Annotated in this window: 19 protein-coding genes; 6 read left to right on the top strand and 13 right to left on the bottom strand. The window is 67.4% G+C overall.

Features of this window, described 5'->3' with window-relative positions:
- Positions 1-44 precede the first annotated feature (44 nt).
- Complete coding sequence (locus GO615_RS12650; protein WP_169128505.1) at positions 45-812, bottom strand: anti-sigma factor family protein; 768 nt, start codon at positions 810-812, stop codon at positions 45-47.
- Between the two features lie 2 nt (positions 813-814).
- A complete protein-coding gene (locus GO615_RS12645) occupies positions 815-1,318 on the bottom strand; it encodes a sigma-70 family RNA polymerase sigma factor (protein ID WP_169128504.1) in 504 nt (167 codons plus the stop codon).
- A gap of 266 nt (positions 1,319-1,584) precedes the next feature.
- Between GO615_RS12645 and aroG the strand changes: the two genes are divergently transcribed.
- The gene (gene aroG / locus GO615_RS12640; RefSeq protein WP_169128503.1) at positions 1,585-2,670 is read left to right on the top strand and encodes a 3-deoxy-7-phosphoheptulonate synthase AroG; all 1,086 of its coding nucleotides are present in this window, start codon (positions 1,585-1,587) and stop codon (positions 2,668-2,670) included.
- Positions 2,671-2,732: 62 nt separating this feature from the next.
- Here the strand turns inward: aroG and GO615_RS12635 are convergent, their stop codons facing one another.
- A complete protein-coding gene (locus GO615_RS12635; protein ID WP_169128502.1) occupies positions 2,733-3,284 on the bottom strand; it encodes a cob(I)yrinic acid a,c-diamide adenosyltransferase in 552 nt (183 codons plus the stop codon).
- Positions 3,285-3,478: 194 nt separating this feature from the next.
- On the opposite strand from GO615_RS12635, the gene GO615_RS12630 reads away from it, so the two are divergent.
- Together GO615_RS12630 and alaS are read left to right on the top strand one after the other, a co-directional pair.
- The gene (locus GO615_RS12630) at positions 3,479-3,637 is read left to right on the top strand and encodes a hypothetical protein (protein ID WP_169128501.1); all 159 of its coding nucleotides are present in this window, start codon (positions 3,479-3,481) and stop codon (positions 3,635-3,637) included.
- A 90-nt stretch (positions 3,638-3,727) separates the two neighbouring features.
- Positions 3,728-6,349, top strand: coding sequence for an alanine--tRNA ligase (gene alaS / locus GO615_RS12625; protein ID WP_169128500.1), 2,622 nt, complete (start codon positions 3,728-3,730; stop codon positions 6,347-6,349).
- 406 nt (positions 6,350-6,755) lie between these two features.
- Here the strand turns inward: alaS and GO615_RS12620 are convergent, their stop codons facing one another.
- From GO615_RS12620 to GO615_RS12600, 5 genes are all read right to left on the bottom strand, one after another.
- Entirely contained in the window at positions 6,756-8,147 is a 1,392-nt protein-coding gene (locus tag GO615_RS12620; protein WP_169128499.1) for a phosphomannomutase/phosphoglucomutase, read from the bottom strand.
- Positions 8,148-8,307: 160 nt separating this feature from the next.
- Positions 8,308-8,739 carry a nuclear transport factor 2 family protein gene (locus GO615_RS12615; protein ID WP_169128497.1) on the bottom strand — a complete coding sequence of 144 codons (432 nt, stop codon included), beginning with the start codon at positions 8,737-8,739 and terminating at the stop codon, positions 8,308-8,310.
- Between the two features lie 85 nt (positions 8,740-8,824).
- Positions 8,825-9,025: a zinc-finger domain-containing protein gene (locus tag GO615_RS12610; RefSeq protein ID WP_169128495.1), complete on the bottom strand. Its 201-nt coding sequence runs from the start codon at positions 9,023-9,025 to the stop codon at positions 8,825-8,827.
- A gap of 13 nt (positions 9,026-9,038) precedes the next feature.
- Positions 9,039-9,959 (bottom strand): branched-chain amino acid transaminase, encoded by a 921-nt coding sequence (locus tag GO615_RS12605; protein WP_169128493.1) that lies wholly within the window; start codon positions 9,957-9,959, stop codon positions 9,039-9,041.
- A gap of 114 nt (positions 9,960-10,073) precedes the next feature.
- Positions 10,074-11,279 carry a citrate transporter gene (locus GO615_RS12600; protein ID WP_169128491.1) on the bottom strand — a complete coding sequence of 402 codons (1,206 nt, stop codon included), beginning with the start codon at positions 11,277-11,279 and terminating at the stop codon, positions 10,074-10,076.
- A 195-nt stretch (positions 11,280-11,474) separates the two neighbouring features.
- On the opposite strand from GO615_RS12600, the gene GO615_RS12595 reads away from it, so the two are divergent.
- From GO615_RS12595 to mnmA, 3 genes are read left to right on the top strand one after another with little or no spacing between them, the layout of a single operon-like run.
- Entirely contained in the window at positions 11,475-11,930 is a 456-nt protein-coding gene (locus GO615_RS12595) for an NUDIX hydrolase (RefSeq protein ID WP_169128489.1), read from the top strand.
- 11 nt (positions 11,931-11,941) lie between these two features.
- Entirely contained in the window at positions 11,942-12,664 is a 723-nt protein-coding gene (locus GO615_RS12590; RefSeq protein WP_211167079.1) for a hypothetical protein, read from the top strand.
- Positions 12,665-12,680: 16 nt separating this feature from the next.
- The gene (mnmA, locus tag GO615_RS12585) at positions 12,681-13,778 is read left to right on the top strand and encodes a tRNA 2-thiouridine(34) synthase MnmA (RefSeq protein ID WP_169128587.1); all 1,098 of its coding nucleotides are present in this window, start codon (positions 12,681-12,683) and stop codon (positions 13,776-13,778) included.
- 78 nt (positions 13,779-13,856) lie between these two features.
- Here the strand turns inward: mnmA and GO615_RS12580 are convergent, their stop codons facing one another.
- The 5 genes from GO615_RS12580 to glnE form a co-directional block, all read right to left on the bottom strand.
- Positions 13,857-14,033, bottom strand: a complete 177-nt coding sequence (locus GO615_RS12580) for a hypothetical protein (protein WP_169128487.1) — start codon at positions 14,031-14,033, stop codon at positions 13,857-13,859.
- A gap of 59 nt (positions 14,034-14,092) precedes the next feature.
- Positions 14,093-15,025, bottom strand: coding sequence for a hypothetical protein (locus GO615_RS12575; RefSeq protein WP_169128485.1), 933 nt, complete (start codon positions 15,023-15,025; stop codon positions 14,093-14,095).
- 143 nt (positions 15,026-15,168) lie between these two features.
- Positions 15,169-15,621 carry a SixA phosphatase family protein gene (locus GO615_RS12570; protein ID WP_169128483.1) on the bottom strand — a complete coding sequence of 151 codons (453 nt, stop codon included), beginning with the start codon at positions 15,619-15,621 and terminating at the stop codon, positions 15,169-15,171.
- A 61-nt stretch (positions 15,622-15,682) separates the two neighbouring features.
- A complete protein-coding gene (locus GO615_RS12565; protein ID WP_169128481.1) occupies positions 15,683-17,209 on the bottom strand; it encodes a CYTH and CHAD domain-containing protein in 1,527 nt (508 codons plus the stop codon).
- 122 nt (positions 17,210-17,331) lie between these two features.
- Entirely contained in the window at positions 17,332-20,016 is a 2,685-nt protein-coding gene (gene glnE / locus GO615_RS12560) for a bifunctional [glutamate--ammonia ligase]-adenylyl-L-tyrosine phosphorylase/[glutamate--ammonia-ligase] adenylyltransferase (RefSeq protein WP_169128479.1), read from the bottom strand.
- Between the last annotated feature and the right edge of the window lie 89 nt (positions 20,017-20,105).

Here is a 20,105-nt window from a genome sequence, read left to right as displayed (position 1 = left end):
TCCGTCTGATCGGGGAATTTGACCCGCTCGACGCGGCGCTCCGGTCAGGGAGAGATCTGGTGATAGACGCTGTTCGCGAGCGGCAGCAGCGTCTCGCGGCCGAACTGGCCGGACAGGGCATAGGCGAAGCGGCCATCCACCCAGTAGAACACGCCCACTTCGCCCTGCTGCGCGTAGCGGAACGCCGTCGTGCCGTCGCCGTCGTCGCGCACGCTGAGGTAGAGCGTGAGGCGGCGGCCGCCGTCGTTCTCGTACATGAACTGGGCGCTGGGACCGTCGGTTGCCGGCAGCAGCCGTCCGCCGAGCAGCGCGAACCCCTGTTCACGCAGGTCAGGAAGTTTCACCGGGGCGCCGAGGCGTTTCGTGAGCCAGGCGACGAGATGCTGTTCCTGGTCCGCCCCGACTTCGACCGGGTGACGTACTTCGGGGGAGTACACGGCATGGGCGACCGCGGCACGATGCGGCAGGGACGCGAGGGCGTCGCCAGCCGGGACGGAGGATTGGCCCAGATGGTAGCCGACACCCGTGCCCGCAAGCGCGCCGATGGTCATCCACGCCGCAACGGCGGCGAAGCGGAGGGTCCGCGCGGGACGGCGCCGTTCGAGCGTGGCACGCAGGCGTGCCGGGATCGGCTCGGCGAGGAGAGGTTGATAGGCGCGATGCAGTATTTCGCTGTCCGAGCGCCAGCCCTCGACGCGCGCCGCGCGTGCCGGATCCTCGGCCAGCCAGGCGTCGACCTCGGCGCGGCGGGCGGCGTCCAGTCGCCGGTCGACCCAGGCATGCAGATCGTCTTCGCAGATCGGGCGGGGCATGGCTATTTCACAACCTTCAGATAATCGGGTACGGCGGATTGCCCGGCGAGCACCTGACGCAGGCGCTCGCGCGCGCGCGACAGGCGCGACATGACGGTGCCGATGGGCGTGCCGAGGATGCGGGCGGTGTCCTCGTAGCTCATGTCTTCCAGGGTGACGAGCAGCAGCACCTCGCGCTGCTCGGGCGACAGCTGCTGCAGGGCGCGTTCCAGTTCGCGCAGCTCGATGCCGTCCAGTTGCTGGGGGCGTACCGCGACCTCGGGCAGGTCTTCGGGGGGGCGGAAGTCCAAGGCGCCCGAGGCGCGGTACTGGTTCACGAACACGTTGTGCATCATCGTCAGCAGCCAGGCTCGCAGGTTGCCCGGGCGCCATAGGCGCCCCTTCAGCAGCGCGCGCTCCAGCGTGTCCTGCACGAGGTCGTCGGCCCGTGCGGCGTCGCCCGTGAGGCCGCGCGCGTAGCGGCGCAGGCGCGGGATTTCGGCGAGGAGGGCGTCGTCGGAGAACATGCGGGCGGCGAATCGTGTCAGGTCGGATCCGTGCGTCCGACAGGGGCTTGGCGGGGGACGTTCGCGCAGTGCCGGCTGTTCATACTTGCTCCCTTCGGGGTTCGTTACGCCATGAACAATCGGCGTGTGCAGTTTATTCCGGCCGAGGTACTGCAAAACGCAAAACCGGCGCCGATGAGCATCGCTGGGTGCCGCGTCTCAGCGGCGGACGCCCATCTTGGGCTAGAATCGAACGCTTGCCAAAGCCATCCTGCAGAGTTTTCGCCATGTCCGCTTCAGTCAAGATCCACATCGACGACGTCCGCATCAAGGAAATCAAGGAGCTGGTGCCGCCCGCGCACGTGCTGCGCGAGTATCCGGCGACCCCGAAGTCGGCGGAAGTGGCGTTCGAGGCACGGCAGGCGATCCATCGCATTCTGTTCGGTGCCGACGACCGCCTGCTGGTTGTGATCGGGCCCTGTTCGATCCACGACATCGATGCGGCGCTCGAATACGGGCGCAAGCTGAAGGCGGAGGCTGCGCGCTTCAAGGACGAGCTGCTCGTCGTCATGCGCGTGTATTTCGAGAAGCCGCGCACGACCGTCGGCTGGAAGGGGCTGATCAACGATCCTTTCCTCGACAACAGTTTCCGCATCAACGAGGGCGTGCGTCTCGCGCGCAAGCTGCTGTGGGAAATCAACGAGATGGGCCTGCCTGCCGGCACCGAGTTCCTCGACATGATCACGCCGCAGTACATCGGCGACCTGATTTCATGGGGGGCGATCGGCGCGCGCACGACCGAGAGCCAGGTGCATCGCGAGCTCGCGTCCGGGCTGTCGTGCCCGGTCGGCTTCAAGAACGGCACCGACGGCAACGTCAGGATCGCCGTCGATGCGATCAAGGCCGCGCAGTCGCCGCACCATTTCCTGTCGGTGACCAAGGCCGGCCATTCGGCGATCGTGTCGACGATGGGCAACGAGGATTGCCACGTGATCCTGCGCGGCGGCAAGGCCCCCAACTACGATGCGGCGAGCGTCGACGCGGCATGCAAGGAGCTGGCCGCCTCGGGCGTTCCGGGCAAGGTCATGATCGACGCCTCGCACGCCAACAGCCGCAAGCAGCACCGGTTGCAGATCGACGTCGCACGCGACGTCGGGGTGCAGATGGCGGCGGGCGAGGACCGCATCATCGGCGTGATGGTCGAGTCGCACTTGAAGGAAGGGCGTCAGGATCTGGTGCCCGGCAAGGAGCTGGAGTACGGCAAGAGCATCACCGATGCGTGCATCGGCTGGGAGGACAGCGTCACCGTGCTCGAAATCCTTGCCGAGGCGGTGCGCCAGCGGCGGGTCAGCAAGGGCGCCGATCTGGAGTAAGGCAATTGCCCGCGCCGGGGTGTTGCGGCGCGGGAACCGTTACCGCTGCGGTTCGTGCCCGGTCAGGCGTTCTTGCGCTTCTGCCACAGTACGTCGCCCCGGCCGCCGGCGCGGTTGAGCACGCGGCCGAGCACGAATAGCAGGTCCGACAGGCGGTTCAGGTACTGGCGCGGACCGTCGTTGACCGCCTCCTCGAGCGCCAGTGCGACGAGCGAGCGTTCGGCGCGCCGGCACACCGTGCGTGCGTGATGCGCGAGCGCGGCGGGGCGGGTGCCGCCGGGCAGGATGAAGTCCTTGAGCGGTTCCAGCGGTTCGTTGAAGCGGTCCAGTTCCTGTTCGAGTTTCTCGACCTGCTTCGAGGTGATCATGCTCATGCCCGGGATGCACACTTCGCCGCCGAGGTCGAAGAGATCGTGTTGCGCGTCGGTCAGCAGGGTGCGCACGTCCTCGGGCAGTTCCTCGCACAGCAGCACGCCGATCGCGGCATTGAGTTCATCGACTTCCCCGAGGGCATGGATGCGCAGGCTGTTCTTCGACACGCGCTTGCCGTCGCCCAGTCCGGTGGTGCCGGCGTCGCCGGTGCGGGTGTAAATCTTCGAAAGTCGATGTCCCATGGGGTTGATCCGTTCTTTTGGCTGGAAAGGCGGAAATTATAGGCGATGGCCGCGCGCCGCACGGGGCTGGCTGTCGCCGCAGCCGTTTCATCGGCTTACCAAGGGTTTCATCGTCTTACCGGGCGGCGGCGAGTGTCGCCCTAGCATCGACCCGTGTTCAAGGTGGCCTGCTTGCGGGCCCACGGGAGCGTGCAATGAACCTCAGCAAGACGGAATTCTTCAGTCAGTTCGTCGCGGTCGTGTCGGGCTTGTTCCTTCTGGTCATGACTTACGCATTCATCCAGATTCCCTTGTTGCTCTCGCCGCAGGCGGGCTACACGGGAATGCAGTTGATGGCGTCACTGGCGGGCTGACGCGCGGGCGCAAGCGGGCGGGCATCGGTTAGAATCTTCGTTTCCGAACGATACGGTGCCGCCGCGGTGCCGCCCAACCGAATTCCAGCCATGAAAAGCGCCGAAATCCGCGAGAAATTCCTCAAGTTCTTCGAGTCGAAAGGCCACCAGATCGTCGCCTCCAGTTCGCTGGTGCCGCACGAGGATCCCACCCTGTTGTTCACCAACGCGGGGATGAACCAGTTCAAGGACGTGTTCCTCGGCTTCGACAAGCGTCCGTACACGCGCGCGACGACCTCGCAGAAATGCGTGCGCGCCGGCGGCAAGCACAACGACCTCGAGAACGTCGGCTACACGGCGCGGCATCACACCTTCTTCGAGATGCTGGGCAACTTCAGCTTCGGTGACTATTTCAAGCGCGACGCGATTGCCTACGCATGGGAGCTGCTCACCGGGGAATTCAAGCTGCCGAAGGACAAGCTGTGGGTCACCGTGTATGCGGAGGACGACGAGGCCTACGACATCTGGACCAAGGAAGTGGGCGTGCCGGCCGAGCGCGTGATCCGCATCGGCGACAACAAGGGCGCACGCTACGCCTCGGACAATTTCTGGATGATGGGCGATACCGGCCCCTGCGGCCCGTGCACCGAGATCTTCTACGACCACGGCCCCGAGATCTGGGGCGGCCCCCCGGGATCGCCCGAGGAGGACGGTGACCGCTACATCGAGATCTGGAACAACGTGTTCATGCAGTTCAACCGCGACGAGGCCGGCGTGATGCATCCGCTGCCCAAGCCCAGCGTGGACACCGGCATGGGGCTCGAGCGCATCTCGGCGGTGCTGCAGCATGTGCATAGCAACTACGAGATCGATCTCTTCCAGACGCTGATCGCCGCAGCCGCGCGCGAGACGAAGGTCACGGATCTTTCCAGCCCCAGCCTGAAGGTGCTGGCAGATCATATCCGTGCCTGCTCCTTCCTGATCGCCGATGGCGTGATTCCCGGCAACGAGGGGCGCGGCTACGTGCTGCGCCGGATCATTCGCCGTGCGATCCGCCATGGCTACAAGCTGGGCGCGCGGGCGGCCTTCTTCCATCGCCTCGTGGCCGACCTGGTCGGCGAGATGGGCGAGGCCTATCCGGACCTGAAGGCTGCACAGGCGCGCGTGTCCGAGGTGCTGAAGCAGGAAGAGGATCGTTTCTTCGCGACGATCGAGAACGGCATGGCGATCCTGGAAGCCGAGCTGGGATCGATGGCTGCCGCGGGCGTGACGGTGTTCAACGGCGAGACGGCGTTCAAGCTGCACGACACCTACGGCTTCCCGCTGGATCTGACCGCGGACGTGTGCCGCGAGCGCGACGTGACCGTCGATGCGGCGGCCTTTGACGCGGCGATGGCGCGCCAGAAGGAGCAGGCTCGCGCGGCCGGCAAGTTCAAGATGGCGGCGAACCTCGAGTACGACGGTCCGGCGACGACTTTCCACGGCTACGAGCGGCTGGAGGAGCGCGGCAACGTGCTGGCGCTGTACAAGGACGGTGCGCCGGTCAATGAGCTGGTCGAAGGCGAGATGGGGGTCGTGGTGCTGGACAACACGCCTTTCTATGCCGAGTCGGGCGGCCAGGTCGGCGACCGCGGCGAACTGCGCGGCGCGGCGGGCATCTTCGCGGTCGAGGACACGCAGAAGATCCAGGCCACGGTGTTCGGTCATCACGGTGTGCTGAAGACGGGCCGGCTGTCGGTCGGCCAGGGCGTGACGGCGAAGGTGGATGCGGCGGCGCGTGCGCGCACGCAGCGCAACCACTCGGTCACCCACCTGATGCACAAGGCGCTGCGCGAAGTACTGGGCACGCATGTGCTGCAGAAGGGCTCGCAGGTCGATCCGGACAAGACGCGCTTCGATTTCGCGCACACCGCGCCGATGACGCCGGAGGAGATCCGCGAGGTCGAGGAGATCGTCAATGCCGAGATCCTCGCCAATGCGGCGACCGATGCCAGGCTGATGCCGATCGAGGAGGCGCAGAAGACGGGCGCGATGATGCTCTTCGGCGAGAAGTACGGCGACGAGGTGCGGGTGATGTCGATCGGCTCGACGCGCGAACTGTGCGGCGGCACGCACGTCGCGCGCACGGGCGACATCGGCCTGTTCAAGATCGTGTCGGAAGGCGGCGTGGCGGCGGGCGTGCGCCGAATTGAGGCGGTGACGGGCGAGCTGGCGCTGCAGTACGTGCAGGAGCAGGAGCGGCGCGTGCAGGGCGTTGCGGCCCTGCTGAAGGCGCAACCGGACGAGGTGGCCGAGCGTGTTGCGGCGGTGCTGGACAACGTACGCGCGCTGGAGAAGGAGCTGGCGCGCCTGAAGTCGAAGCTGGCGGCGAGCCAGGGTGACGATCTGGTGGCGCAGGCGACCGATGTGAAGGGCATCAAGGTGCTGGCGGCGATGCTGGACGGCGCGGACGTGCCGACGCTGCGCGAGACGATGGACAAGCTGAAGGACAAGCTGAAGTCGGCGGCGATCGTGCTGGCGTCGACGGCCGACGGCAAGGTGAGCCTGATTGCGGGCGTGACGGCGGACCAGACCGCGAAGGTGAAGGCGGGCGAGCTGGTGAACTTCGTCGCGCAACAGGTGGGCGGCAAGGGCGGTGGTCGGCCGGACATGGCGCAGGCGGGTGGCACGGAGCCGTCGAAGCTGCCGGCGGCGCTGGCGGGTGTCGCGGACTGGGTGGCGGGGAAGCTGTAAGCGCCCGGTTTTCTCGCGGTTTTGAAATCGAGAGCCCCGTCGGCCTTTGACCGGCGGGGCTCTTGTGCTTCCAGGGGGCGGTTTGTTGGAGGGCGGGACTCCGTGGTCGGCGTCGTCGCCTTCCCCCTCCGGGCAGACGTTCGCGGCCTTCGGCTTCCCGCCGGCCAGGCCGCCGCGGGGGCGTCGGCGCAAACTCGGGCGCTGCGCGCCCTCAGACATGCGCCGCCGTTTTCCCCCGCAACGTCCCGGCCGGCGGCGCTCTCGACAGCCCTGCGGGGGAAGGCGACGACGCCTGGCGGGGTGCCGGTGATTCGGGTGTCGTGTGTTGGCGCTGTGGAAAGGAAAAGGCCCCGATCCTTGCGGATCGGGGCCTGGTGTTTGTTGTTATTGTTGTTATCGGATGTTCTTAGAACGGCAGCTTGAGCCCGGGCCAGACCTGGTCGATCGAGGCGCGGAAGGCGTCCTGGATGCGTGCGATCGCGGCGTCGTTGTCAGCTTCGAATCGTAGCACGACGACAGGGGTCGTGTTCGACGGACGTGCGAGCCCGAAGCCGTCGGCGTATTCGACACGCACGCCGTCGAGGGTTATGACCTCGCTGGCGCCGTCGAAGCGGGCCGTCTCCTTGAGGCGGCGCACGAGTTCGAAGGGCTCGCCCTCGGCCATCTTGATGTTGAGCTCGGGCGTGCTGACCGCGTCCGGCAGCCCCTTCAGCACGGCGCTGGGATCGGCGTGCCGCGACAGGATCTCGAGCAGGCGGGCGCCGGCGTAGAGGCCGTCGTCGAAGCCGAACCAGCGTTCCTTGAAGAACACGTGGCCGCTCATCTCGCCGGCGAGCGGGGCGCCGGTCTCCTTGAGCTTGGCCTTCACGAGGGCGTGGCCCGTCTGCCACATCGTCGGCTTGCCGCCATTCTGGCGCACCCAGCCGGCGAGGTTGCGGGTGCATTTGACGTCGTAGATGATCTCGCCGCCCGGCACGCGCGACAGCACGTCGGCCGCGAACAGCATGAGCTGGCGGTCGGGGAAGATGATCTCGCCGTCCTTGGTGACGACGCCGAGGCGGTCGCCGTCGCCGTCGAAGGCGAGGCCCAGTTCGGCGTCGGTTTCCTTCAGGGCGCGGATCACGTCCTGCAGGTTTTCCGGTTTGGACGGATCGGGGTGGTGGTTCGGGAAGGTGCCGTCGACTTCGCAGAAGAGTTCGACGATCTGGCAGCCGAGGCGGCGGAAGAGTTCGGGGGCTACCGCGCCGGCGACGCCGTTGCCGCAGTCGACGACGATTTTCATCGGGCGGGCGAGCTTGACGTCGGAAACGATGCGCTCGAGGTAGGCGCCGACGACGTTTTCCTGGCGCAGCTGGCCGGCGCCGTGGGCGAGGTCGTTGTCGGCGATGCGGCGGCGCAGGTCCTGGATGAGGGGGCCGTACAGGGTCTGGCCGCCAAGCACCATCTTCAGGCCGTTGTAGTCGGGCGGGTTGTGGCTGCCGGTGACGCTGACGCAGGAGTCGGTGCCGAGCTGGTAGGCGGCGAAGTAGGTGAGCGGGGTCGGCACGCAGCCGATGTCGACGACGTCGACGCCCGCGGCGCGGATGCCGTCGGAGAGTGCGCCGGCCAGTTCGGGGCCGGAGAGGCGGCCGTCGCGGCCGACGGCGATCGCGCGCTGGCCGCGAGCCACGGCTTCCGAGCCGAGGGCGTGGCCGATGGCGCGCACGGCGTCGGCCGTTAGAGTGCGATCGACGATGCCGCGGATGTCGTAGGCCTTGAAGATTTCAGCTGCCGGGACGGTGTAGGAGGTCGAGGTCATGTTCGCCCTGTTCGTGTGCAGAGATTGGGTTCGAGGCGCGGCCGGGCGCTCGCGTGCGTCGGGGCCGCCGAGGTGCGCAGGATAACGCAGATGGGTGAGTCAGGTGTTTCGGGGCGGCGGAAAAAACATAAGCGCATGTTGCAGCGCCGCATCGATTGCGTCAGTGCACGATGCGCGGGCCGTCATGCGTGACGGCGTGCTGCGTTTCGAGGGCCGGCGAGGCGTGGTGCATGATCATCTTCCATCCGCGCGGGCCGCTGGCGTAGACGTTGGTTGCGATCATCGGCGGGGCGATGCGCTCGTCGCCCGGCAGGGCAACGTGTTCGATGACGTTGTGCGTCGCGAGCAGGGAGTTGCCTGCGACGATACGCTGCGAGACGCTGACCGCGAGACGCGTGCCGCCGGCGAAGAGCTGGCGCCATGACTCGTGCACGGCGCGCAGGCCGACGATGCGGGCGCCGTCCGGGTGGATGCATACGACTTCATCGTCTTCGGACCACACCTGCATCATCGCGTCCAGGTCCGAGCGCGCAAGTGCGTCGTAGAAGGCGGCTTCGGCCTCCAGTGCGGTGGTGTAGACGGGTTTGTTCACGTTCTGCCGGCTCTGACGGTGGGCGGGTTCGGAAAAGCGATGGGGGCATCGCTGCCCCCATTTCCGCTTGATGCGTGCCGCAGGATCAGTGATGACCCTTCGGGCGCTCGCCGGTGAACACGTACTTCGTGCTGCAGTACGGGCAGACCGCTTCGCCTTCGGCGAGCACGTCGAGGAAGACGCGCGGGTGACGGGCCCACAGCGGCGCGTCGGGGCGCGGGCAGTGCAGGGGCAGGTCGTGCGCCGTTACGGCGATGGTTTGGGTCTTGTTCTGGTTGTCGGCCATGGCGGAGGAATCCTCAGATGAAAGAGAGCCAGCGCTCGTATTCGGGGGCGCGACCGTTGACGATGTCGAAGAAGCGCGCCTGGATCTTCTCGGTGATCGGGCCGCGCTTGCCGGCGCCGATCGCGCGGTTGTCGAGTTCGCGGATCGGGGTGACTTCGGCCGCGGTGCCGGTGAAGAAGGCTTCGTCGGCGATGTAGATGTCGTCGCGCGTCATGCGGCGCGATTCGAAGCGCAGGCCCAGTTCGCGCACGATGTTGATCACCGAGTCGCGCGTGATGCCGGTCAGCGCGGAGGCGATTTCCGGTTCATAGACGACGCCGTCCTTGATGACGAAGAGGTTCTCGCCCGCGCCTTCCGCGACGAAGCCCTGGGTGTCGAGCAGCAGCGCCTCGTCGTAGCCGTCCTGCGTGACTTCGAGGTTGGCGAGAATGGAGTTGGCGTAGGTGCTGGCGAGCTTGGCGCGCGCCATGGTGACGTTGACGTGCTGGCGCGCGAAGGACGAGGTCTTCACGCGGATGCCCTTCTCGAGGCCTTCCTCGCCGAGGTAGGCGCCCCACGGCCAGGCGGCGATGGCGACGTGCACGCGCGCGCCGCGCGTCGAGATGCCCATCTTCTCCGAGCCGTAGAAGGCGATCGGGCGCAGGTAGCAAGATTCGAGCTTGTTGGCGCGCACGACCTCCAGCTGGGCTTCCATGAGTTCTTCCTTGGAGAAAGGAATGTCCATCATGTAGATCTTGCCGGAGTTGATCAGGCGCTGGGTGTGCTCGGGGAGGCGGAAAATCGCGGTGCCCTTGGCGGTCTTGTACGCGCGCACGCCCTCGAATACGGACAGGCCGTAGTGCAGGGAGTGGGTCAGGACGTGCGTCGTCGCCTCGCGCCACGGCACGAGTTTTCCGTCCTGCCAGATGAAACCGTCGCGGTCAGCCATGGACATGGTGGGATTCTCCAGCGGAATTGTATTCAGGGGGGATCCGCCCCGGAGGGCGGAACGAATTCGCGATTTTAGCGCAATCCCGGCGGGAATGCCGGGATGCGCGGGTGCGGCGGCTTACTGCGGATGCCAGCCGATGAAGACCATCATCGCGACGAAACCGGCGACATAGGCGATGGGCACGTGCCAGCCCTTGCGCAGCCACAGGACCGCCGAGCGGGCCTCGGGATACATGTTGGAGAGAGCGACGCCGGCCGAGGATCCGAACCACAACATGGAGCCGCCGAAGCCTACCGCATAGGCGAGGAAGCCCCAGTCGTAGCCGCCCTGGCGGATCGCCAGCGCGGTGAGGGGGATGTTGTCGAACACCGAGGAGACGAAGCCCAGCGCGAGCGCGCTCATCCACGAGGCGGGCGGAAGCTCGTTCACCGGCATCATCGACGCGCAGCCGACGAGCGACAGCAGGAAGATCGAGCCCTTGGCCGTCTCCGGCAGGACTTCCCAGTCGTGGCGGCGCAGCTTGGTGGTGATGAAGATCGCGACCCACACGGCGACGCCGATGAAGGGGAAGCTGCTCGCGATGTTGGGGGCGGCGATGTTCACCGTGACGTTGGTGCCGATCGCGAGACCCAGCATCAGTCCGACGATGGCGATGCGGCCCCAGTCGATGCGGGTGTGCTCGTGCGAGTGTTTGTTGATGGGCGACCAGGCGTGCTGCTGCTTGGCGGCGATGGTGCCGAAGATGCACAGCGCGACCGCGGCGCCGAGGGCGGCTTCGATGACGGCGAGCGGCGAGACGCCGGCGATCCACATCATCGTCGTGGTGGTGTCGCCGACGACGGAGCCCGCGCCACCCGCGTTGGAGGCGGCAACGATGGCCGCGAGGTAGCCGATATGCACCTTGGCGCGGAAGAGCTGATGCGCCATCGCACCGCCGATCAGGGCCGCGGCGATGTTGTCGAGGATCGCCGAGATGAAGAAGATCATCACCAGCAGGGCGAAGGGACCCTTCCAGTCATGCGGCAGGAACTTCGGCAGGATCACCGGCACGTGGCTCTTCTCGAAGTGGCGCGCGAGGATCGCGAAGCCCATCAGCAGGCAGAAGAGGTTGGCGAAGGTGACCCATTCGTGGCCGAGGTGTCCGAGCCATCCGGCAACGCCGGCGCCGGCGGCGAAGCCGGTGAACACGATCTTGTACAGGCTGATGACGGCGAAGCCGGTCAGCGCGACATACAGGGTGTAGTGGTGGAACAGCGCCACGCCGAGCAGCGTGAACGCGAACAGGATGAAATCGACGGGGATGCCAGCGAGAGTGGGTGTCATGATCGTTGTGAGTTGGTCTTGTTCGGACGAGCTGTCTCCTTCGCACGATCTTCTTCTTGGTCTGACGTGGAGGACCACGAATGATAATCCCTCGCAGCCTATTATGTGCGTTCCGCGGGATGCTTCCGCTTGCACTTTCGAACATCGTGGTCGGCAGGGCGCGTTAATATCGCGGTTTTGCCTGCGATGGCTGCAATGGAAAGAGTGTGGAAGCCGAATGTCACGGTGGCATCGGTGATCGAGCGCGAGGGACGTTTCCTGGTGGTCGAGGAGGAAACCGCGGACGGGCTGCGCTTCAATCAGCCCGCCGGCCACCTCGAGGCGGGGGAGTCGCTGGTGGCGGCCGCGGCGCGTGAGACGTTGGAGGAAACGGCGCACCGCTTCGTCCCCGAGTATATGGTCGGGATCTATCAGTGGCCGGTGCCGCAGGGGGGAATCACCTACCTGCGCTTTGCGTTTGGCGGCTCGGTCGCCGGGGAGGAGGCAGGGCGCGCGCTGGATGCCGGCATCGTGCGGGCGCTGTGGCTGACGCGCGACGAACTGCTCGAATGCCGCGAGCGGCATCGCAGCCCGCTGGTGCTGCAGTGCGTGGATGACTGGATCGCGGGACGCCGCTATGCGCTCGAGCTGATCCGGCATTATCCGGGCTGAGCGCCGCCGCGATGCGTGCCGCGCTGCTCACCTGCCTGTCCGCCTGCCTCCTCGCTTGGCTGCCGTCGGCACGCGGGGCGGCGGCGCTGGAGGTGTGCTTCAACTACGGTTGTGCGACCCGCGTCGAGGTGGTGCTGGCGGAGGAAGGGCTCGCCGCCGTGGCGGCCGTGCTGGCGCAGGCCGTGGATGCGGACTCGGAGCGCGCCGCCATTGCCCGTGCGGTCGGCATGATGCAGCGCCTGTCCGCCAGGCAGACGCCGATCGCGGTGGACCGTGGCGGCAATTACCGCGACGGGGATGTCGACGGGCGCATGGATTGCATCGATCACTCGACCACGACGACGCATTTTCTCGAGTTGATGGCCGCGCGCGGCTGGCTGCGCTTTCATCGCGTGCTGCCGGTCGAGCGGCGGGCGCCCTGGCTGGTGCTGCAGCATTTTTCCGCCGCGATCGAGGAACTGGATGATCCGGTGCCGCCGGCTGCCGCCCCGACCGCGGCTGCGGGGGTTCCCGACTATGTCGCGCCGATGCTGGCGTTGTGCGACTGCGGCGAAGTGCTGGCCGACATCGCGCCGGCGGCCGTCGCCGCTTCGGGGCTGGAGCCGGCGCTTGCGCCGGGGCACAATCCGGGCGCGCGCTTTGCGGTCGACAGCTGGTTCGTGGATCATGGCGAGCCGGCGGTGGTGCTGCCGCTGGCGGAATGGCTGAATGGAGAAGGACCGAATGTCCAGTAAGAAGGATGCGAACGGGATGAAGGTGGTCGTCGGCATGTCCGGCGGCGTGGATTCCTCGGTCACCGCGCTGCTGCTCAAGCAGCAGGGCTATCAGGTGACCGGCCTGTTCATGAAGAACTGGGAAGACGATGACGACGACGAGTACTGCTCGACGCGTCAGGATCTCGTCGATGTGGCCTCGGTGTGCGATGTGATCGGCATCGACCTCGAAGTCGTGAACTTCTCGGCCGAGTACAAGGACCGCGTGTTCGCCGACTTCCTGCGCGAATACGAGGCGGGGCGCACGCCTAATCCGGACATTCTGTGCAACTCGGAGATCAAGTTCCGCTGCTTCCTCGACCACGCGATGCAGCTTGGGGCGGACAAGATCGCGACGGGGCACTACGCGGGCGTGCGCGAGTGGGTCAATGACGGGCGCACCGAATACCAGCTCCTGAAGGCCGAGGACGGCACCAAGGACCAGAGCTATTTCCTCTATCGCCTGACGCAGGCACAGCTCGCGAAGACGCTGTTCCCGCTGGGCGGCCTGTACAAGCGCGAGGTGCGGCGGATCGCGGCCGATGCGGGCCTGCATGTCGCCGAGAAGAAGGACTCGACGGGCATCTGCTTCATCGGCGAGCGGCCGTTCCGCGAGTTCCTGATGCGCTACCTGCCGACGAAGCCGGGCGAGATCCGCAACCTGGACGACGGGCGCGTGCTCGGCGAGCACCAGGGGCTGATGTACCACACCATCGGCCAGCGGAAGGGGCTGCACATCGGCGGCATCAAGGGCAAGCAGGACGAGGCGGGCGAGCACGACGCGTGGTACGTCGCCGCGAAGGACGTGAAGGCGAACGTGCTCCACGTCGTGCAGGGACACGACCATCCGGCCTTGCTGAAGCACAGCCTGACGGCGACGGAGCTCAACTGGATATCGGGGCGCGACCCGCACACCCACTGGGTGTATACGGCCAAGCCGCGCTATCGCACGCCGGACATGCCGTGCGAGATCGACGCTCTGGGCGACGGTCGCGCGCAGATCGTGTTCGCCCAGCCGCAGTGGGCGCTCACGCCCGGGCAGAGCGTCGTCGTGTATGAATCGAAGGTGTGCCTGGGTGGTGGCGTGATCGTCTGAGCCGACGCCCGGCGGCAGTTCGCGGACGCCCGGACGGTGCCGATCGCCGTCCGGGCGTCGCCGTTTACGCGTTGCTTCTTACGCTTTGCCTTGGTCGTCGAGGCCTTTCCTGAGCAACTTTGCGACGAGGGGATTGACGCCGGCGCCGGCATTGGCCCCGCCCGACGCCTTGGCGAAGCGGTCAGGGGTGTCGGTGTTCTTCATGCGGCTGCGGATCTTGAGGCCGTTGAGTTTTTCGAGGTCGGTCTTTTTCATGAGGTGTGGATTCCCACCGCAGTGCGGCGCGTTGTGGAGGGCGGTCGTGGCAGACGCGCTCAGGGGGCGACCAGCGAGGGGTGCAGGCGCAGGCACAGGCCACGGCGCCAGTGTTCGCAGCGTTCCACGTATTCGCTCGTGCTCTTGGGCATGGGCACGCGCGCACGGGTGATGTAGCTGACGAGGTCGCGGCCCTGCACGATGAGGGCCACGCCGTCGATGGCAAGCTGCAGGTCCTCGGGGGCGGTCGCGCTGGCCAGGCGCGGCGTGACCGTGGCAAGTCTTTCCGCCGCCACGGCGAAGTCGGACCACACATCGAAGATCGCCGGGTCGGTGCGCAGCGTCTCGCACTTGACCTTGGCGGCTTCGGTGAAGCGCAGCGTGGGATCCTCGATGCCTTCGAAGAAGCGCGAGCCGGCGAAGGTCTCCACCATCACCCCGCCGATGCGGTCGATGTCGCGCAACGTCTGCGAGATCTTGATGTAGCGGCTGTCGTAGAAGGCTTCGATGGGGATCGAGAATGCGCGGAAGGGTTCGCCCCACAGTTCGTCGATGCCTTCCTCGCCGCTGCGGTGGCGCACGAGCTTGCCGAGGTTGAGCGCCTCCTGCAGGCAGAACCCGCATTCGCGCATCAGGGCGTTGTCGGTCTGGATCTCGATGCCGAGTTCCTGCATCTCCATCAGCTTGGTGAAGATGTCGGTGGCGCGGTTGAACAGCGCCCCGGCGAGCATCGCTCCCTTCACGCGCTTGCGTTCCGGATCCTGCTCGGTGTTGTAGGACGCGCGCGCTTCGGCGAGGCGTTTGCCGGGAATGTTGATGCCGTGTTCGACGTGGTTGAAGAGGCGCCGCGTGAGCCCCTCGATCAGCTGCCGCTTCATGCGCAGCGAGTCGGCCGGCGGATCGTAGGCCTTGATCCAGTAGCCGTCGTAGAACACGCGTTCGACACCGTCGATGACGCGCTTGGTGCCGTTGGCGGTAACGGTAGTATTCATCAGTGGATGCCCGGACGAGTTGAGCGGAAGGTGCTGGCGGGCTGCGCCTCTGTCGCAGGGCGAATCTTACGGCAAGCGTGCTGGCGCGAAACCGCGCCGCGTACAAATATTTACGCGGCGCTGCGGCCGCGCCCCGGCCGCCGTCAGGCGAGATCGGGCGGGACGACGGCGCGCAGCACGGTCTGGGTTTCGCCGTCGCGCACGCGGTTGCTGAACCACCATAATGCGCCTTTTTTGACCGTCCAGTCCGCTTCTTCGCCTGCGAGCAGCAGGGCGGCCATGCGGCCGAGTGCGGGCTGATGGCCGACGACCAGGCAGGGGCCGGCCGAGTCGGGCCAGCCGGTAGCGGCGAGCAGGTCGGCGACGCTGCCGTCGGGGCCCAGCGAGGGGACGATCTCGAAGCGGTCGGTGAAGGCGGTGGCGGTCTGGCGCGTGCGCACGGTCGGGCTGACGAGCACGCGCAGGCGCTTGGGGCGGTGCTCCTCCAGCCAGGCTGCCATCCGCTGCGCCTGGCGCAGGCCGCGCTCGGTGAGTTCACGCGTGTGGTCGGGGCTGCCGTCGACCGCTTCAGCATGGCGCCACAGCAGCAGGTCCATCGTGTCCTCCGTGTCCAAAGCTGCGCAGCCTATGCGGTGTGTGTTGCCATGCGATGACGGCTCAGTCGCGCGAGGCGGCCCAGGGCGCGTCTTCTTGCAGCAGGCGTTCGACGTCGCGCAGCGCGCGGCGGCCGAGACGGGCGTAGCCGGGGCCATGCCAGCCGCACACGAAGGCGACCGCTGCGCCCAGCTGTGCGTCGTCGCCGGCGAAGTGGGCGAGGCGGGTGCGGGCGACATCGACGTCGTGTACGAAGCCGAGCGCGTTCTGGGCGCGCACGATGGTCGCGAGATAGCGGCGGGTGGGCTTGGCCGGCAACAGCGGGGCGAAGAACTCGAGTGCGTAGCGCAGGCGCTTGAGGGCGATGCGCAGCGCGTGCAGATGCGTGCGGCTGCGGTCGGCCGCCGCGGCATGGCGGCGCCGGACCTTCTTGCGCAGGCGCTCCAGCTCGCGGACGGCGAAGTCGGCGAGGGCGCGCTCGTCCCGGGCGCGTTCGTCCGGCAAGGCGTGCAGCGCCGCGGTCAGCCCGATCATGAGGCGGCCCTGGGCGGCCGGATCGAGCGCAAGCAGGGCTTCGCCGCGCGCACGCTCGCGTTCGCTGCGGATGCGCTCGGCCAGCGCGATGACGGAATCGGCTTCTCGTCCGCTGTGTTCGGCCTCGTCGGTGGCTACCGGGGCGAGGATCTCTTCGTACAGGACGTCCAGGTCGCGCGCCTCGGCGAAGGCGCGGGCGTTTTCGCCGAGGCGCGCGCGCCAGTGTTCGACGAATTCGGGCGGCAGGATCGGCGCGAAGAGGCTCAACAGGGTGCGCAGGCGCCGCAGGGCGACGCGCAGCTGGTGGATGAATTCGGGCGCCCCGTCCTCGGTGGCGCCGACGGCGTTGGCCTGCCACTGGCGCAGGCAGGCGGAGGCGAGGGCGCGGAAGGCCGCGAGCGGCGAATGGTCGGGGGCTATGGCGGACGGTTCCGCGCGTGCGGGTTCCGGCCGCGTGCCGAGATGCAGGGCGTAGCCGCGTTCGGCCTTGCTGATGTCGCTGGGCATCAGCGGGTTGTCGGCGGCGAGGCGGCAGGCGAGCAAGAGCAGGTCGAGCGGCTCGCCGGCGACGAGTTCGAGCTCGAGTTCGCAGATCGGCGCGCGCCGGTCGCCGGCGATGACTTCGCCGGTGTCGATCATCATCAGGATGCGCACCTTGTCGTCGGGCGCATACAGGCGCGTTTCGCGCCGAAAGCGGGTCGAGAAGGCGGGGACGAGCGCCGCTGCGTGGCGCGTGAGGAGCTTGCGCACCTTGGGGGCATCGACCGCGCTGAAGTCGAAGCTCCCGCAGTAGGGTTGCTCCCACTCGGGCCGGCTCGTGAGGCCGGCCGTGGATTCGGCCGCGCACTTCACGGTCTGCAGGTCGACGTGCCCCTGCTTGCGGGTGCGCAGGGCAATCCGGCGGGCCTGGAGCCGCAGGTCCGGGGTGTCGAAGTAGGTGTTGTCGAGCGTCTTCGCGCTTCCCTGGCGCGCGGCGCCGGCCACCAGCGGGTGGCGCTTCAGCGCCGGCAGGGCCCGGGGGGGCAGCGCGAGTTTGAGTTCGATTTCCTGGCTCATGAGGCTCGTTCACCCGTGGGAAGGAGGCTGATTCTAGTCCGGCGCCAAGCCCGCGTCATGCGCGGACGCGCGAACTGAAATATTTCAGTCGGCAGGTCCGCGCCGCGCTGCCCGGACGGGCGTCAGTCCTCGCCGAACACCAGTTGCCACAGCCGGCACACCGATTCGCGCGCGAATGCGACTTCCAGCGGCTGGACGCGGGAGGGCTGGTCGTTGAGGCGTTGGCGGTGCTGCAGGTGGCGGAACATGCGGTAGCTGTCGCCGCAGCGGCCGGCGAGGCCGGCGGGGATGAGGCCGAGCTCGCCGGCGATGCGCAGCAGCGCGATGTTGCCGAGGTTGCCGGTGAGCTCCGGGTACTGGTGCGCATGGCCGAGCACGAGGTACTGGACGAGGAACTCGACGTCGATGAGGCCGCCGAAATCGTGCTTCAGGTCGAAGAGCTCGCTCTTGCCCGAGTGCGCGTCGCGCATCTTGTGGCGCATCTCCAGCACGTCCGCGCGCAGCTTGTCGAGGTCGCGCGGCTGGCGCAGGACTTCGCAGCGGATGCGCTCGAAGGCTTCGCCGAGTGCGGCGTCGCCCGCGGCGAAGCGCGCGCGCGTGAGTGCCTGGTGCTCCCATACCCAGGCGGATTCGAGCTGGTACTTGCGGAAGGAGTCGAGCGAGCACACCAGCATGCCTGATTCGCCGTTGGGGCGCAGGCGCAGGTCGGTCTCGAACATGATGCCCGCGGCCGTCTGGCTGGAGAGCCAGGTGTTCAGGCGCTGGCCGAGGCGGGTGTACACCTCGGGCGCTTCGGGCGCGTCGTCGTCGTGCAGGTACACGAGGTCGAGGTCGCTCGCATAGCCGAGTTCCTTGCCGCCGAGCTTGCCGTAGGCGATCACGGCGAACTTGGGCTCGTCGCGGTGGCGGATCTTGATCTTGCGCCAGATCGTCGGGATGCTCAGGTCCACCATCAGGTCGGCGAGCGCCGAGAGGTGGTCGGCGAGTTTTTCCACCGTGAGCATGCCGGCGATGTCCTGCATCAGCAGGCGGAACACGAGGGCGTGGTGTTGCTCGCGCATCAGGTCCATCTGCCGCTCCATGTCGGGTTCGACCGCGTCCACGGCCTCGGCGATCTGCCGGCGCAGCTCGGGCCAGTCGGGGGCGGTCTGCAGCAGGCGCGCGTCGAGCAGCTCGTCGAGCAGGATGGGGTGGCGGATGAGGAACTGTGCGGCCCAGCGCGACGCATTCATCAGGTCGGCGACGCGGCGCAGCGCCTGGGGGTATTGCTGCAGCAGCGCGAGATAGGCGCCGCGGCGGCTGATCGATTCGAGAAGGTCTAGGCAGCGACCGAGCGTCTCGTCGGCGCCCGAGGTGCTGGCTGCGGCTTCGACGACGCGCGGGATCAGCGCGTCGAGGCGGCTGCGGATGTGGTTGGGCAGCTGCTGGTAGCGGTTGCCGGTGCGGATCGCCGCCAGGCGGCGTGCGGCGGCGGGCGGGTCGCGGTAGCCCAGCTTGGCGAGCGTGGCTTCGGCCTGGCCGGCGTCGCCCGCCGAGGCCCACATGCTGTCGAGGGTGTGGCCTTCCTCGGCCGGGTCGCCGAAGACGCGCTCGAAGTGCCGGCTGACCATTGTGCGGTAGCGGTCGAGCACCTCGAGCAGGGCGGCGAAGTCGGGGAAGCCCATCGCCTGCGCGATGCGTGCGCGGTCTTCGTCGTTGCCGGGCAGGTCGTGCGTCTGTGCGTCGTCGAGGTACTGCAGGCGATGTTCGAGGCGGCGCAGGAATTCGTAGGCTTCGCCGAGTTCGGCGACCGCCTCGGGGGCGAGGAAGCCGCGCTCGCCGAGGCGCGCGAGCACCTTGAGCGTCGGGCGGATCTGCAGCTGGGTCTCGCGCCCGCCGCGGATGATCTGGAAGACCTGGGCGATGAACTCGATTTCGCGGATGCCGCCGGGGCCGAGCTTGATGTTGTTGGCGCGGTCGCGGCGCGCGACTTCGCGGCGGATCTGCGCGTGGAGGTCGCGCATCGCGTTGATGGCGCCGAAGTCGAGGTATTTGCGGAAGATGAAGGGGCGGGCGATCTTCTCCAACTCCTCGAAGCGCTCGCCGGCGAGCACGCGCGCCTTGATCCACGCATAGCGCTCCCATTCGCGGCCCTGCGTGATGAAGTAGTTCTCCAGCATGTCGAAGGAGCACACCAGCGGCCCGGAATCGCCATTCGGGCGCAGGCGCATGTCGACGCGGAAGACCTGGCCGTGCTCGGTGATCTCGGCCAGCGCCTGGATCAGCTGCTTGCCGAGGCGCTCGAAGAATTCGAAGTTGCTGATGACCTTCGCGCCGCCGGTTTCGCCGTCCTCGGGATAGATGAAGATCAGGTCGATGTCAGAAGAGACGTTGAGTTCGCGTCCGCCGAGCTTGCCCATGCCGACGACGAGCAGCTCCTGCTCCCAGCCGGACTGCGACACCGGCGCGCCGTAGCGCTGGACCAGGGCCTCGCGCAGCACGTCGTGGGCGGCGCGGATGGTGACTTCGGCGAGCACGGTCATGGTCTCCGTGACTTCGGCGAGATCGGCCATGCCGTTGAGGTCGCGCACGATGAGGTGGCACATGACCCAGGTGCGGAGATTGCGCAGCGTGCCGCGCAGTCGGGCTTCGTCGAGGCCGGATGCCGCCATGAAGGCCTGCATCGCCTCCGCGTCGAGCGGCCGGTCGAGCGAGACAGCGAGCCGTTCGGCAAGCCAGCTGCGGCTGTCGAGCATGCGCGGCAGGTAGCGCGACAGCGTGGCGGCGTAAGAAATTGCTACGGAGGGCTGCTTGGATGTCTCGGACATGGGAGGCGAGCTCAGGATCGTTGATAGAATGCGCGGTTCCCCGGACGCTTGAGCTGGTGCCGACGCTCAGGATGCACACTGGATTGTAT

Source organism: Aromatoleum evansii (assembly GCF_012910805.1).
GTDB lineage: Bacteria > Pseudomonadota > Gammaproteobacteria > Burkholderiales > Rhodocyclaceae > Aromatoleum > Aromatoleum evansii.
This window is presented reverse-complemented; position numbering and strand designations above follow the sequence as displayed.